Source organism: Elusimicrobiota bacterium, from assembly GCA_026388075.1.
GTDB lineage: Bacteria > Elusimicrobiota > Endomicrobiia > Endomicrobiales > JAPLKN01 > JAPLKN01.
The window spans coordinates 1-15,215 of sequence record JAPLKN010000140.1 but is presented as its reverse complement, the minus strand read 5'-3'; the positions used below and the strand labels follow the sequence as shown (position 1 = coordinate 15,215).

The window sequence follows — 15,215 nt, the reverse complement described above, 5'->3', positions numbered from 1 at the left end:
GTATGTATACCGCGCGGTAAAAGCGTACCGAATGTTAATAGACGCATCAGAAAGCGATTTTGAAAATGTTTTAAAAGAAGCAAAGGCAATTCTTCAATCCGACACGGCACGGGAAAAAACGGCGTGTCTTTTTTCCGGACGCGATAAGGATATATTTCAACCCCAAAAAGCGCAGTGCCTGGGAAATCTTATCGGAACAATAGAGGCTATCACCGATACCGGCATAACAGTAAAAATGCTAAATGCAAAAGATGAAATACTTGAAGGCGACCGGCTTCGAATTTCAAATCCGGCAAAAGATACGACCATCGCTTTTAAAATAAGGGAATTTTCTAAAGAGGGTTCGACATTTTTAATTCCGTTCGGCAAGTCCGAAGGTTTCAGCTGCGGCAATCCGGTTTTTAAGACGGTTGATAAGGCGTTTGACCAAAAAAACATTGAACAAGACATTGATGCTATATATGAAAACTATTCTAAAAATAATCGACACGGCAGAAAGCAGGAACTGAGCGTATCGCAATCTTATACCGCGCTCATATCCAATGTATGGAAAGAATTTAAGAAAACTTCTGCAAGCGGAGATGGCGGAGACACGCTGTGGGTAAAGTTTGATAATATCCAATGGCTGGATGTTCTTACTCAACCAAGCAACGGAACGCGACATATATTTTCTTTGAAGAAGGACAATCTGCACCAAAGCGAAGCTATCGCGGATAAAAAATATTCTTCGCATATGGCGGTGGAACTCCCTCCTTTTATCGGTCAGCGCGACACCAATCTCTTTAAGGAATATGTTGATGCCATGGTATCGCGTGGCATTCGCAAATGGGTTTTAAACAACGTGTCTCAATTCGGTTTTTTTAAGGACTTAGATTGCGAACTCTCATCAGGGCATTTTCTTTATGTTTGGAACGCCTATGCGGCGGCGTTTCTTGCGGGTATCGGCGTTAAATATTATACTACTTCATGGGAAGACGATTTCTTAAATATCAGGAAAATGTGCGGGCCGGGATTGGGGAAATTTTTGGTTGTTTATCTATACGGGTTTGCCCCGCTGGTACGCTCACGCATAATAACAAAGGAGATGCTCAGCGAAGAAATTATTCGCGACGGTTCGCCTGATCCCGAAAAACGCGAACATATTGCCAACGTTTCTTTCCAGCCGGTATTTGAGTCTGAACTGGCTCTGCTTATACCGGAAAAGCCGGTCAATATATTTACGGCCCGCAGAAAGTTTAAGGAATGCGGGATAAGCATGTTCGGCATAGATCTAAGCTTTATCAAGCCTGAAGCAAAGCTATGGAAAACACTTCTTGAAGGCTACACAAAACAGGAAAACATTGTTAATTCAGTTAAATTTAACTTTAAAAGAGGAGTCAAGTAAGTAAGCTTGACGAGCGCGTCTAAACTTGTTAAATTAACACCGTCCCCTGATTTAGGGAATAATTGTGAAAAATAAAAATCCGATATTTAGCTTTATGTGTATTCGGTCTCACCTAGCGGTGCTGATGGCTGCTTTTTTGATTCTTTCAGCCGTTATTTGTGAAGCTCAGCTTCCGGAAAGAGAGATGTCTCTCGCATTGGCGAATGTCGAAAATCCGAGGCAAAGCGGGCCCTTGCATATTTTCAAAGATAAGAAAAAAACCACTCATGATAAACTTGTTCTCTACAGCGTGCACGGAAGTTTATTCAATGACGATCCCGCCTATAACAAAAAATACCCTTTGTGGATCCCGGCCGCTGAGACTTTTGGCGTTCTCGGAACCGTTTGGGTCTTTGACAGGTATGTATCAAAAGAAGATTATGCGTTTACCACTATGGAAACCTGGAAACATAATTTGGCAGCGGGCTGGGAATGGGATAACGATAACTTATACTTGAATTTTTTCATGCACCCGTATTCAGGGGCGGTGTTCTTTAACACGGCGCGTTCAAACGGGTACAGTTTCTACGAATCAATTCCTTTCGCATTCGGCGGGGGCTTGCTGTGGGAATATTTCGGCGAAAATACCCTGCCGGCCTATAACGATATTATCAACACAAGCATAACCGGCCCGCTTATCGGCGAAATGCAGTACAGGCTCAGCTCAAATATTCTTAACGATAAGACCACCGGCTCGGAGAGGTTTTTCCGCGAGCTGGGAGCCGCGCTGGTTGACCCGGTGAGAGGTTTTAACCGATTGATACAAGGAACTGCATATGGAAAAACCTCTCAAGAGATCTATCAGAAAGAACCTGTCAACATTGTGGTATCCCTTGGATCCCGCTGGGCAAACGAAGGCTCAAAATTCGGTACCGGGCCGGGAAACCAGACGGTGGATGTGAATTTGGATTACGGGTACCCGTTTGAATACAGGGACAGAAAACCCTTTGATTATTTCAGGTTCTGGGGAGACTTATATTTCGGGGGGGCCGGCGATAAAGTGATCAACAATGTTATGGGCTACGGAATTTGGTACGGTGAAAACTTCCAGTATAAAAATATGGAAGTGCTGGCGGGGATATTTCAGCATTATAACTACTGGGATACTTCAACATTTGAACTCGCCACCATTGCATTTGAGGGCGGCATTTTAACAAAACTTCCGCTCGGCAAAGGCAGAAGTCTTTTAACAAACTTCCATCTCGGCATAATTCCGCTTGCGGGAAATAACACTATTGACGGGCCGACCGGTTCCGAGCTTCGGGATTATAACTATGCTAACGGCATGCAAACGGAACTTGAAAGCACACTTAAGCTAGGGCGCTTGAGCCTGGTATTCGTGGGATATTATTACTGGATTCACACCTTTGTCGGCGATAAAGAGGATAATTATATCGGAATATTAAAGCCCAGAATTTCGGTTGACATTAACGAATTCTTAAGCGTCGGTTTTGAGCAGCTGTTCTATTTGAGCGACAGATATCCGGCTGATTTTCACGAGGTCCACCTTAAGCGAACCGAGCAGAAACTTTATATTTCATACTTCTTCAAGGATCCTTGGTACGACAGATAGGGTCTGCTGAAAAATTCATCAGACCCTTGATTACACTGATTATAAGACTGATTACACAGATTACACCTAACTTGGTAAATAAAATGCTAAAAAAATCGTTTTTGACATTATTTTTTTTATTGATATGCGGATCTTTGCTCCTCGCGCAGGAAAAATATGATTTTTCTCAGGTTTTGGATGAAACAAACGAATTCATCAAGCAGCCGGCAAAATGGCGAGGTAACGATTATATTAAACTTGGTGTAATAACCGCTGGGACAATATTGGTAATGCAGGCCGATAAGCAGATCCGCGATGAAGTTCTCAAAGACAGGAGATATGATAACAGCTTTGTGATTGAAGGCGGAAGAATGTGGGGCGAATGGTATTCTGCTCCATTGCTTGCCGGAGCGTTTGCCTTGCATGGCTGGATAAACAAAAATAACTCATCTAAAAAAATCGGATTTGAACTTATTCAGGCGGCTATATATTCGTCTGCCATTACGCAGGTGGTGAAAATCAGTATCGGCAGAGCAAGGCCGTATATGAACGAAGGCGCTTTTTCTTATAAGCCGTTCAATTTAAACAGTGATTACTCCTCTCTGCCGTCGGGGCATACAGCCAACGCATTTGCGGTTTCAACGGTTCTTTCCAAAAATATTGATAATAGTTTCTGGAAAGCCGCGGTCTATTTACCCGCTGCATGTACCGCGGTCTCCCGCGTATATGAGGATCAGCATTGGGCATCCGATTGTTTCCTAGGCGCGGCTATAGGTTACCTCTGCGGGTCTTGGGTAGTGGATCATCATGATCAAAAAGAGTCAAGCGTGAAGATATCTTCGATCTATCCGCTGGTTGTCAGTATTGAATTTTAGCTGAAACATAATCTAAAGCAAAACTTCGGAGAACAAAAAAGGGTATGATTAAAATTGGATTAATTATAGCCGGGGTGGTTGTAATTGCGGCGGCGGGATTGTTGCTGCGCAGGCATAGGCATGGGCCGTGTCCGTGGTGGCTTATAGTTTTGCTTGAAAATCCTTTGGTCCAGCGTGTTATGGGAAGCAAGATGATAATAGAGCGGATGGGCCTTATGCCGGGGATGAAAGTTCTGGATGTGGGTTGCGGGCCTGGAAGGATATCAATTCCGATGGCAAAATATATTGGGCCCCAAGGCGAAGTGGTGTCCTTTGATATTCAGGAAAAGATGCTGGAGATCCTTAAAAAAAGAATTAAAGAAAACGCTATCACAAATATACGCGTAGTTCAGGGCGGTGCCGGCGCTAGCCCCCCTGTCCTGATTTCGGAGAAATCAAGGGGGGGAGAAGGTTTTAAAAATTATTTTGATCGCGCAATACTTGTCACCGTTCTTGGCGAGATCCCGGACAGGAAAAAAGCATTGGAAGAAATATATCTTGCGCTTAAGCCCGGCGGGGTTTTGTCTGTAACCGAAGCTTTGACGGATCCGGATTATTTAAGTAAAAAAACTATCATAAAATTAGCCGAAGAAGCCGGATTTAAATTTAAAGAAGTTTTTGGTAATTATTTGTCATTCACTATTAATTTGGTTAAGGAATGATATGATTAACATTCGGTATGAAAATTATCCTGTCTGGATAGTAATAATCTCCAATTTAGTTTCACTGGCTATTTATGTGATTGGAGCTTTTATAATTTTAAAGATCGGAATAATCTGGTTAGTGTTGTATTTACTCTACATCTTGTTATTGGAAATAAGACTTTTAAGAAAAAGCTGTATTTATTGTTGTTATTACGGAAAAGTGTGCGCTTTCGGCAAAGGGAAAATAAGTCGTTTATTTTTTAAGCAGGGCGATTCTAAATTATTCAGTCAAATTCAAATAACATGGAAAGATATTATTCCTGATTTTTTGGTTTCAATAATTCCTTTAATAATCGGAATAATACTCTTAATAATAAGTTTTGATCTGCCGCTTTTATTTTTAATGATCTTATTGGTGATTCTGACATCATTTGGCAATGGCATAGTACGAGGCCGGCTTGCCTGCAAGTATTGTAAGCAGCTGGATTTGGGCTGCCCCGCTGCACAATTATTTAGTAAAAATAAAAAGAGTTGATAATTTTTTGAAAAATGAGGAATAAAGAATTTTTTGAGGGGTGGCTAAACTTGTTATGTTAACACCGTCCCCTAATTTAACGGCTAGCGAAGGCGGGGGAATCCCAAAAAAGATGTAATCTAATCGGAGAATTTTTTGAATTTAATCTTAACCGGCCTGCGCATACCTGTAGAAAAAGATCAACCGTCACACTACCTGCAAATCGCGGCAAAAAATCTGCAAACAAATCCGGGCACTCTGAAACTAGTAAAAATACTGGCTAAATCACTTGATATTAAAGATCAGGAACAGTTTTATTACGATATTTCAATTGTCGTTAAAACTGCTGATACTTACATTAACTCTTCAAGCTTCCCTGTTTACTCAGAAAAACCCGTACTTGTCCGAAAAAAGATAAAATCTAAAGAAAATCCGGTAGTAATCGGCTTCGGCCCTGCCGGTATGTTTGCCGCGCTGGAACTGATAGAATACGGCCTTAAGCCGTTGATTTTTGAAAGAGGCAAAAAGATTGAAGACCGCCACGCTGATGTTCAGAAGTTTATTACAAACAGGGTCCTTGATCCCGAATCCAATATTCAGTTCGGCGAAGGCGGCGCAGGGTCATATTCCGACGGCAAACTGTTTTCTAGAATAAGAAACTCGCCTTATATAGACAAGGTTTTGGATACTTACATTAAATTCGGAGCTCCGGAAGAAATTCGCTACAGCGCAAAACCTCATATAGGGACGGATATACTCTGCAAAATAGTGGCAAATGTAAGGAACTATATTATTCAAAACGGCGGAGAAATTCACTTTAGCGCAAAACTTACCGACATTATTATTTCCGGCGGAAGTATTCAAGGCATTGTAATTAACGGGGGAAAAGAATATAAGTCAAATTATGTTTTTATTGCGCCGGGCCACTCTGCCCGAGACACTTTTGAAATGCTCCATAAAAAAGGCGTGTGTATTGAACAAAAACCCATTTCAGTCGGGGTAAGAATTGAACACCCAGCCGAAACAATTAACCTTTTAAGGTATGGCAAAAAATATTCCGATTTCAGGCCGATAGGTGCTGCCGCATATTCTTTCACGTACAACAGAATTACCGGCAGAAACGTGCAGACTTTCTGCATGTGTCCCGGAGGCGAGGTGGTAAACGCTTCATCCGAGCAGGGATTGCTGGTTGTAAACGGTATGAGCTGTTCGGCCAGGTCATCAGAATTTTCAAATGCCGCAATAGTTGTAACCTGTAATATTGATGACTACAAATCAAAACATCCTCTTGCAGGGTTGAGGTTCCAGGAGAATATTGAAAAAAAAGCATTTATAGCCGGAGGAAAAACATGGAAAGTTCCGGCACAAAACCTGACGGACTTTTTATCCGGCAAAAGCTCAAAACGCCTGATTAAAAACTCCGTTAAGACCGGAACAGAGCCTGCAGATATCAAGGAATTCCTGCCCGGTTTTCTTACCGAATCGCTTTTACTCGCATTCAATAGTTGGAAAGAGGAATATCCTCTGTTTGTTTCAGATAACGCAATACTTATCGGCGCAGAAACAAGAACTTCATGCCCGTTAAAACTTAAACGAAACGAAAATTATGAATCGGTGAGCATAAAAAAGTTGTTTCCTATCGGCGAGGGTTCAGGATACACCGGCGGCATAACCAGTTCAGCCGCAGATGCCATAAAAGCCGTAGAATCAATAATAATAGGGACAGACACCTAATTAAATTGTCTTTGAATAGGAGATAGATATAATTCCTATTTTCAACCTTAATCTGCAGTTTTGTTCAAAATGGCGGGTTTGTCCTTCAAAAGCCTGCTTGCCCCTGCGTATTGTTTTTAGTATAAAAACAGCAGGGGTCATTCCCGCGGATTGTAAACGCCTGTCCGGAGACTTGTTCTCCGACTTGTCCGCCGTAGCTGTTGAAGCAATACAATGAATAATCGCGTTTATTACTGAAACGTTTAGCGGAGGCGGAAGCTGTACCGAAAAAAAGTGAATAGCCATATCCATTGCTGGAACGTTTAGCAAAGGCGGGGGAATCCAGAAAAGTCGTCTTTGCGAAGCCGCTTTAGCGGATGAAGCAATCGCTGTAGTTACTCAATCTTAACCTGCCTGCCCCTGCGCCTTGTTTTGAGAATCAAAACAGCAGGGGTCTCACGCTTAACCTTGTAGTTCTGCTATCAAATAGGTAGAATACAGTCGGAAGACACTTGCGAGGTGGGTGAGCACGGATGCATCCTAGATACAACACCTCCAAGGCGGGAGGCTACTGTTACCACCGAGTAGGTGGTAATGGTTGGGTACGGTCAACATCAAGACATTAACAAATCATTTATGAGACAGCATTGGAAAAAACATCAGGAGCATCGTGGCGCGAGAAGGCATGGGGCCATCATTGAAGGCGTGATACAGCATCACGGCCGTTTCGCGTTCCTGCTTGCTAACGAACCGGGCGGTTCAGATGTTTTCCTGCGCGGCCCCGGAATAAATCTTGCCATGGACGGCGACCGTGTTTCGGCGCGGGTGCGCCCTGAAAGAGACGGCCGCTTTTCGGGCGAGATACTTGAAGTGCTAAAACACGCCCGCACATCAATTGTCGGGGTCTTAAAAAAAATACCGCATGGCTGGGTGCTGTTTCCTGAAAAAGGGAATGCTCCGGCAGCCCAGGTGCTCGGGTTTTTGCACAAAATAGTCCCGCAAGAAGGATCATTCGCGGTACTTGAAGTGAGCCGTTGGCCTACTGAAAAACAAGGAGCAGCGGGAATGGTAACCGAGCTTCTTGGCGCCCCGGGCGATCTGCGAGCGCGTATCACAATGTTTTTGCGTTCACGCGGCATAGCAGAAACTTTTCCAAAAGAGGTTCTTGCCCAAAGCGGCTCCCTGCCCGAAAAGCTTGAGCCAAAGCTTTGGCACGGACGGGAAGAGTTGTTTAACCTTACAATCGTGACTATTGACGGGGCTGACGCTAAGGATTTTGATGACGCAGTCTCAATTGAATCTCTGGATGGCGGCATTGTTCGGCTTGGCGTGCATATCGCCGATGTGGCGCATTATGTGAAGCCGGGTTCAGCTTTGGATAAAGAGGCTTACGAGCGCGGGACCAGCGTTTACCTGCCTGACCGGGTTGTGCCGATGCTTCCGCCAACGCTTTCAAACAATTTATGCAGTCTTGTACCGCTGGAAGAGCGGCTTACGGTATCGGTGTTTATGGACATAGACTCTAAAGGTAATGTGACCAAGCGGCGCTTGGCAAACACCGTTATACGATCATGCAGACGCTTCACATATGAGGAAGTTCAGACGTTTCTGGATGGCGGGAAGGTCTCTGCCGTACCCAAAGCTGCCGAGCAGGCCGTGATGCTTATGGGAGATATGTCCGATGTCTTGTATAGGGCCAGGGTCAAGCGGGGCGCGCTGGATTTTGATCTTCCTGAATACAAGGTTGAAACGGATGCTAATGGCAAGCCGCTGGGTGTATCCCTTCGCCCGAGGCTTAAGAGCCACCGGCTTATAGAAGAATTCATGCTCCTTGCCAATGAGGCCATTGCGACCGAGCTTATAGCCGCAAAAGCTCCGTTTTTGCACCGCCGCCACGACGAGCCGGACCCAGTCAAGATAAATACACTTGCAAAGACGCTCGGGGAACTGGGGTTATCTGCCGGGCATCTTACATCAGGGAACACTCATAAAGCATTGCAGGATATACTTCGCCAGACACTAGACCATCCGCTTTCAGCTATTATAAATTCGCTTATGGTGCGCAGTATGAAGCAGGCTGTTTACTCGCCTGAATCATCAGGCCATTTCGGTATTGCCGCCGAGGCTTATGCTCATTTCACTTCGCCCATCAGAAGGTATCCGGATCTGTTGGCGCACCGCGCCATTAAAGCGCTGATAGCCGGGCAAAAAGAAAACTTTGACGATCATTTTCTTGTTAAGGCCGGCGAGCATTGCTCGGAGCGTGAACGCACGGCAGCAGAAGCTGAGTACAAGGCAGTTGATCTTATGCGCGCGGAACTCTTCAAGGATAAGATCGGCTCGGTGATGGAGGGGACCGTTACAACAGTTATAGACAGGGGCTCGTTTGTAATGTGCGGCGATACAGGCGCTGAAGGCATGCTGCGTGTTACAAACTTGAAGCCCGGAATAAAAGTGAAGGTAATTGTAAATGCCGTCGATACCGTTGAAGGAAAAATAGATCTTTTGCTTGCAGAAAAACCCAAAATGCCCGCGCAATGGCGCTTCTCGCACAGCAAGCCCGCCAAACGACACAGGAAGTAGGCAGTAGATCCCGCCCCCCGCATGATTCCTTCCCCAATGATTTCTTTGAAATCAAGGCATGGGGACAAGTCGGAATCAAGACAGCGGGGCGAGGCAGCGGGACTCCATTGAATTACATTAAGGAAGTCGCAGGAAAAGAATTCAAAAATCAAAGATCAAAATTCAAAAAAACAGTAATTAGTGATTAGTTCGTAGATAAATTCAAAAGGCAAAAAATGGCTAAACTAAAATTGGACTTGCATGAAATTTTCAGGAAGGGCGGGGAAATTGAAGCCGCGCTCAGCCGAGTTATTGGAGAGGCGGTTGAGAAAAGGATAGCCCTGGTTGAAATTATTTCAGGTAAAGGCAGCGGACAGCTGAAAAAGCATGTCTTGAGGTTTCTGGCAAAGCCGGAAATAAAAAGCCTTTATCACAGAATAGAAAAAGACGACAAAAATTTCGGAAGAATTTTTGTGCATTTCAGGCATAAGAATTGCAAGGCGTATCATAGTTGAATATTGTTTGAGGACAACTATATGACAAAAAATATTTCTTTGCTTTCAAAAGCGATTGATCTTTGCAAAATGCTCCGATATCAAAAGGGTTCGGTGGTAAGCAGGGAAATAATAAGAAAAAAAACGGGGACCGTAACGCTTTTTGCGTTTGACAAGGGAGAGGGTTTAAGCGAGCATACAGCTCCGTTTGACGCGCTTGTTTATATTGCAGACGGCGAAGCGGAAATTACTATCGCTGGCAAGAAAAACAAAGTGGAAAAAGGTAAGTTTATTATTATGCCGGCAAAAAAACCGCATGCCTTACATGCTGTCAAGAAATTCAAAATGCTCCTTATAATGATTAGATCGTAAAAAATCAAAAATCAAAGATCAAAATTCAAAAAAACAGTAATTAGTGATTAGTAATTGGTGATTAGCAAAATCAACGACAAAGACGAGATTCCCAAGCCCCCCGCATGGCGGTCGAAACCAAACCCCGAATGATTTCTTCCTTTGCAGTTTTCTATCGAAAACTAAACGCAAGGACGGGTCGAAATCAATGCATCGGGGCGAGTCAGCGGGGCAGGCAAGCCCGGAAGGACCCTCCTGCGTCAAGACTTCGGAGGGGCAAAGGGCTTCCTCCTACGCACAAGGCTTCGGAGGACAAGCCGGAGGGACAAGTAGGTAGTAGGAAGTAGGTAGGAACAAAAATCAAATACCAAAGATCAGAAATTAAAAAATGATAAGTCACAAATCAAAAGACCCTCTTCATAGCGTTACCTTGGAAATGATCCTTCAGCGTTTGGTTGAGCATTATGGATGGGAAAAGTTGGGCAGGGATGTAAGGATAAGATGCTTTAATTTTGAACCCAGTATAAAGTCCAGTTTAACTTTCTTAAGGAAAACTCCCTGGGCAAGAAAAAAAGTTGAAGACCTATACATCCGCTTTATGAATAGAAGGACGGAGTAAACTTGTCTACGTTGAGCACATAGGAGGTGCCTGTGAAAGTAAACGTGGGTTTATGGATTGACCACAAGAAAGCAGTAATAGTGTTTATTACGGAAGGCAAAGAAAAAAGATCAGTAGTAGAGTCAGGCCTAGAGAAAATGTTCCGGGCTGAGCAAGGCAAAGGTTCGGGAGATTCTCACGGGCGGTATGATTTTCCGAAATATGACATTAATGACCGGGATTTCAGAGGGCATCTGAACAATTATTTAGATAAAGTGGTCAAGTATCTTCGCGGGGTTGAATCCGTATTGATATTCGGCCCGGGCGAGACTAAGAAAGAACTTGTTAAACGCATCAAAAAAAGTAACCTGAAAGGAAGTATAATGGCGGTAGAACCGGCCGACAAAATAACCGATCGGCAGATCGCCGCAAAAGTGCGCAAATACTTCCTAAAACACAAATAAGTAAAGGCAGTAGATAGTAGGAAGTCCTCGGACCCATAAGGTCCTATGGACCTGAGGGTAGACAGGGAGAAAATTCAAAAATCAAAAATCAAAGATTAAAAGTGAAAGGCGGAAACAACGAAAGGCAGTAATTAGTGATTAGTAATTAGTTCCCGCCCAAGGCGGACAGGCATAGTTCGTAGATAAATTCAAAAATCAAAACCTAAAATAACTATTAGCGAATAGATAAAATGATCGGAAAATCCAAAAACCCCGTATGAATCAAATCTTTTGTAAAAACTTTACTTTATTATTTGCGCGGGCAGTTTCAACTGCTTTTTTGATAATACTATTTGTATCGTTTTGCACATATTTATCGGCAAAAGATGTAGAGCCTTCATCCTCTGTACAGGAGGCTGAAAAATTCTCGGCCGCCGAAACAGAAGTAAAAAAAGCCAAAATCGCTTTAGAAAAAGCCAAGGAAGCCTTATCTGCCGAGAAAAAAGCTTGGAGGAAAAAAGAGCTGATGGGGGAAGCTGAAAAAGCCTCAGCCATTGAAAAAGAGGTTAAAGAAACCAAAATCGCTTTACGTAAAGCTATAAATACCTTAGATGCCAAAGAAAAAGCTCGGAAGAAAATAGAAAAGATAAAGAGATCTAAAAAAATCTCGGCCGCCAAAGCAGAAGTAAAAAAAGCCAAAATCGCTTTAAAAAAAGCTAATAAAACCTTATGCGCCCAGAAAAAAGCTAAAAAGAAGCTTGAGAAGCTGGAGCAAAAAAAGAAGAAAATTGCGAGAGCCCTGGCGATTAAAACAAAAGGTAAAAAAAACGTAGAAGCTGAAGAAAAGGCCAAAAAGAAGATAGCGAAGCTTGAGGAAAAAGAAAGGAAACTAAAGGAGAACGAGGCTAATAAAAAAGCCAAACAAGAAGAAAAAGCCAGGAAGAAAAAAGAAAAAGAAGATAAAAAAGCTCAGAAGAAGGAAAAGAAAAAGAAGGAAAAAGAAGCAAAGGAAAAAGCCGGCTTAACAACTCAGCAAAAAATTGATAAGTTCGGGAAACAAATTGATGAAGTAAGAAAGCAAATGCCCCAGGAGATGCTTGAAGAACAAAAGATTAAAGTAGAACCTGAAGCACAGGCAAATGTGCTTAGCGGAGCTTTTTCCATAATGGTTAAGCAAAGAATCAGAAAAAGTTATCTTGAATTCGGCGGGGAATACGATTTTGCCGACAGTTTTATGGGCTTTAACATGGATTACAATTATAAGATTGGAGTATTTTATACGGGATTTGCGGTAAAAGACACTATTGACTTCAACGAAATTTATTCAAACGCCAGTTATTTGCAGAGGGTACAGTCCATAACTCCTTACACCAGGCCAAGACTGCATAAACGGCTTTTCGCAAAGCTTGCATTGAGTTTTGAAGATACAAGGACAACTTCGCTTGAAAACGGAACAACGATTGACAGCGGTAAAAATATTGTGGGACAGTTAAGATTTGACCATTATTTAATGAACAAACAAAAAAAGATTCCTTCCGGAATAGAGCAGTCGTTAGCTTTTATGAATTCATATAAGAATCTCGGAAGCGATTACGCGTACGCTTTAGGCGAATACGACTTTTTGGGCGTGCTTCCGGTTTTCGGAAACAAATATTTTGAGTATAAACTTAATTCCGGTGTTCCTTTGAATTCTGATAATAAGCCTTTATCCGCATATTATTGGGCAGGCGGATATAAGATGCTGAGGGGATACGACTTTAAAGAGTTTTTTGGCGGCGCGAGGCTTTATCAAAGATTGTCTTACAATGTGCCTTTGTCAGATGTTAAGTATGATGAGGCGATAGGAATAAAATATTCCGTAGTCACCTGGGATTTGGCTTTTGAGGCCGTTGAGATAGGAACCAGGGATGATGTTTATTATGTCAACGATACTTTAAGGCTGTCTGCGGAAGTAGGTCTGGCGTACAAATTGATTTTATTAAAATATCTTCCGTTAAAACTTGAATTTATTATGGCCAAAGCTATGGAAGCGCGCCCGCCAAAAGCTTATTTGCTTCTTTCAACAGTTTTTTATTCCTGGTCAAATGAGTGAAAACATCAGTAGGCAGGGATTAGTAGATAGGAGGTCCGCCCGCGGCGGGATTCCATTGAATTACATTAAGGAAGTCGCAGGAAAAGAATTCAAAAAACAAAAAAGGAGTTAAGAATGTGTTTTTCGGCGGAAGCAAGTTTTACGGCAAGCGCGGTCCTTACAGTTGTCGGTGTAGCCACGCAAAGAAAAGTTCATAAATCTTCTCAGATTCTTTTTGCAAGCGTCCCGCTTTTTTTTGCCGTTCAGCAATTTTCTGAAGGCATTTTGTGGTCGATATTACCCGGCGGAGCATATCCCGGATTAGAAAAAATAGCCGCATACATATTTCTGGCAATTGCTAAAGCCGGCTGGCCCCTGATCATCCCTCTTTCAATCCTATTAATGGAACAAGATAAAAAACGCAAAAACGCTTTATTTGTTTTTCTTGCTTTGGGAATATTCTCCTCGTTATGTTGCGTGGGCTATTTGTTTTTTTGCGATTTTCACCCGGTTATAAGCGGGCATCATATTCGTTATCTTAATGACTTATCGTGGAAATACTCCGTCAAAGTATTATATTATATTTCAACTATAGTCGAAGTATTTTATTACATTTCAACAGTTTTTCCTCTTTTCATTTCAAGTATTAAACGAATCAGACTTCTGGGCATTCTTATGGCGGGTTCATGCATAGTTTCAGCCATATTTTTCTCACGATATATAACTTCCGTGTGGTGTTTTTTTGCAGCTATATTGAGCATTGTCGTCTATTTTATTATTAGCGAATCAGAGAAAGGATTTAGCAGGGGTAATGCCGTTGAGGCGGCTCAAAATACATAAGGTCTTTCAAAGTAAAAATGTAATGCCGAAAAAAACCGTTTCAAATCAAGAATACTTCAAAGAACTTGTAAAAGCGCGGATGCCGTTTGGCAAATACGCTAACCGATTATTGATTGATCTTCCGGAATCTTATATTCTTTGGTTTAAAGAAAAAGGGTTCCCAAAAGGCGAGCTGGGAAAAATGCTCCAAATTGTGTATGAAATTAAGCTCAACGGTTTGGAATACCTTATAAAGGCAGTAGGAAGTAGACCCCGCATGGTTTCTTCGAAACCAAGACAGCGGGGCTCCATTGAATTAGATTAAGGTAGTCGCAGTAGGTAGTAGACAGGAGACAGGAGAAAAAATTCAAAAATCCCTCCTTCGCTGACATTTCAGCAATAAACGCAGCTATTTCCACCTCAGGCGGACAGGCTGCTGCATTACTGAAATAGCTACGGAGGGCAGGCAAAAATAAAATAAATAGTAATTAGTGATTAGTTCATAGTTCGTAGATAAATACAAAAATTAAAATTGAAGGGCGATACATATTAAATGATAAAAATATTTGAAATAAATAAGGCGTACGGGGAGCAGATCCTTTTTAAAGACCTGAGCTTCAATATTAACCGCGGCGAGAAAATAGGGATTGTCGGCAGGAACGGGCACGGCAAGTCCACGTTATTTCAGATGATTTTGGGCGAGGTCGGCATAGATTCCGGCAGTATTACAATACCTAAGAACTATCGCATCGGATACCTGCAGCAGCACTTGCATTTTACTAAACCTACTATTCTTGAAGAAGCAAGCCTCGGCCTGCCGCATGGCGAAGAATATGATACCTGGAAAGCGGAAAAAATACTTTTTGGCCTCGGATTTACTGAAGACGACATGAACAAAAGCCCGCATGAGTTTTCTGGCGGCTACCAGATCCGTTTAAACCTGGCAAAATTGCTTGTATCAAATCCCGACATGTTGCTTTTGGACGAGCCGAACAATTATCTTGATATTGTAGCCATCAGGTGGCTTGAAGAATTTCTTAGGGCTTGGCGGGGCGAATTCTTGCTTATTACGCATGACAGAAATTTTATGGACAGGGTGGTAACGCATACCGTTGCC

General features: G+C 42.7%; 16 protein-coding genes. 15 read left to right on the top strand and 1 reads right to left on the bottom strand.

Going from position 1 to position 15,215, the window contains the following annotated elements; genetic code table 11:
• The 6 genes from NT145_07710 to NT145_07685 all read left to right on the top strand — a co-directional run.
• Window positions 1-1,384 (top strand): hypothetical protein (locus NT145_07710; GenBank protein MCX5782565.1); only part of this gene is annotated, 1,384 nt, incomplete at its 5' end.
• A gap of 124 nt (window positions 1,385-1,508) precedes the next feature.
• The gene (locus tag NT145_07705; GenBank protein MCX5782564.1) at window positions 1,509-2,996 is read left to right on the top strand and encodes a DUF3943 domain-containing protein; all 1,488 of its coding nucleotides are present in this window, start codon (window positions 1,509-1,511) and stop codon (window positions 2,994-2,996) included.
• A gap of 83 nt (window positions 2,997-3,079) precedes the next feature.
• Window positions 3,080-3,850, top strand: a complete 771-nt coding sequence (locus NT145_07700) for a phosphatase PAP2 family protein (GenBank protein MCX5782563.1) — start codon at window positions 3,080-3,082, stop codon at window positions 3,848-3,850.
• Between the two features lie 44 nt (window positions 3,851-3,894).
• Complete coding sequence (locus NT145_07695; protein MCX5782562.1) at window positions 3,895-4,551, top strand: methyltransferase domain-containing protein; 657 nt, start codon at window positions 3,895-3,897, stop codon at window positions 4,549-4,551.
• Window position 4,552: 1 nt separating this feature from the next.
• Window positions 4,553-5,068, top strand: a complete 516-nt coding sequence (locus NT145_07690; GenBank protein MCX5782561.1) for a hypothetical protein — start codon at window positions 4,553-4,555, stop codon at window positions 5,066-5,068.
• A gap of 135 nt (window positions 5,069-5,203) precedes the next feature.
• Window positions 5,204-6,781 (top strand): dehydrogenase, encoded by a 1,578-nt coding sequence (locus NT145_07685; GenBank protein MCX5782560.1) that lies wholly within the window; start codon window positions 5,204-5,206, stop codon window positions 6,779-6,781.
• Here the strand turns inward: NT145_07685 and NT145_07680 are convergent, their stop codons facing one another.
• A complete protein-coding gene (locus NT145_07680; GenBank protein ID MCX5782559.1) occupies window positions 6,782-7,066 on the bottom strand; it encodes a hypothetical protein in 285 nt (94 codons plus the stop codon).
• 288 nt (window positions 7,067-7,354) lie between these two features.
• Here NT145_07680 and NT145_07675 point away from each other — a divergent pair, with 288 nt between their 5' ends.
• From NT145_07675 to NT145_07635, 9 genes are all read left to right on the top strand, one after another.
• The gene (locus tag NT145_07675) at window positions 7,355-9,343 is read left to right on the top strand and encodes a VacB/RNase II family 3'-5' exoribonuclease (protein MCX5782558.1); all 1,989 of its coding nucleotides are present in this window, start codon (window positions 7,355-7,357) and stop codon (window positions 9,341-9,343) included.
• Window positions 9,344-9,558: 215 nt separating this feature from the next.
• Window positions 9,559-9,837, top strand: a complete 279-nt coding sequence (locus tag NT145_07670; GenBank protein MCX5782557.1) for a Smr/MutS family protein — start codon at window positions 9,559-9,561, stop codon at window positions 9,835-9,837.
• Window positions 9,838-9,858: 21 nt separating this feature from the next.
• On the top strand, window positions 9,859-10,188 hold the full coding sequence (locus NT145_07665) for a cupin domain-containing protein (GenBank protein MCX5782556.1): 330 nt from the start codon (window positions 9,859-9,861) through the stop codon (window positions 10,186-10,188).
• A gap of 367 nt (window positions 10,189-10,555) precedes the next feature.
• On the top strand, window positions 10,556-10,786 hold the full coding sequence (locus tag NT145_07660) for a VF530 family protein (GenBank protein ID MCX5782555.1): 231 nt from the start codon (window positions 10,556-10,558) through the stop codon (window positions 10,784-10,786).
• 32 nt (window positions 10,787-10,818) lie between these two features.
• Window positions 10,819-11,229, top strand: a complete 411-nt coding sequence (locus NT145_07655) for a hypothetical protein (GenBank protein MCX5782554.1) — start codon at window positions 10,819-10,821, stop codon at window positions 11,227-11,229.
• Between the two features lie 256 nt (window positions 11,230-11,485).
• Window positions 11,486-13,300 (top strand): hypothetical protein, encoded by a 1,815-nt coding sequence (locus NT145_07650; protein ID MCX5782553.1) that lies wholly within the window; start codon window positions 11,486-11,488, stop codon window positions 13,298-13,300.
• Between the two features lie 114 nt (window positions 13,301-13,414).
• Window positions 13,415-14,119, top strand: a complete 705-nt coding sequence (locus NT145_07645; GenBank protein ID MCX5782552.1) for a hypothetical protein — start codon at window positions 13,415-13,417, stop codon at window positions 14,117-14,119.
• 22 nt (window positions 14,120-14,141) lie between these two features.
• A complete protein-coding gene (locus NT145_07640) occupies window positions 14,142-14,423 on the top strand; it encodes a DUF3820 family protein (GenBank protein MCX5782551.1) in 282 nt (93 codons plus the stop codon).
• A gap of 228 nt (window positions 14,424-14,651) precedes the next feature.
• A partial coding sequence (locus NT145_07635; protein MCX5782550.1) for an ATP-binding cassette domain-containing protein occupies window positions 14,652-15,215 on the top strand: 564 nt, incomplete at its 3' end.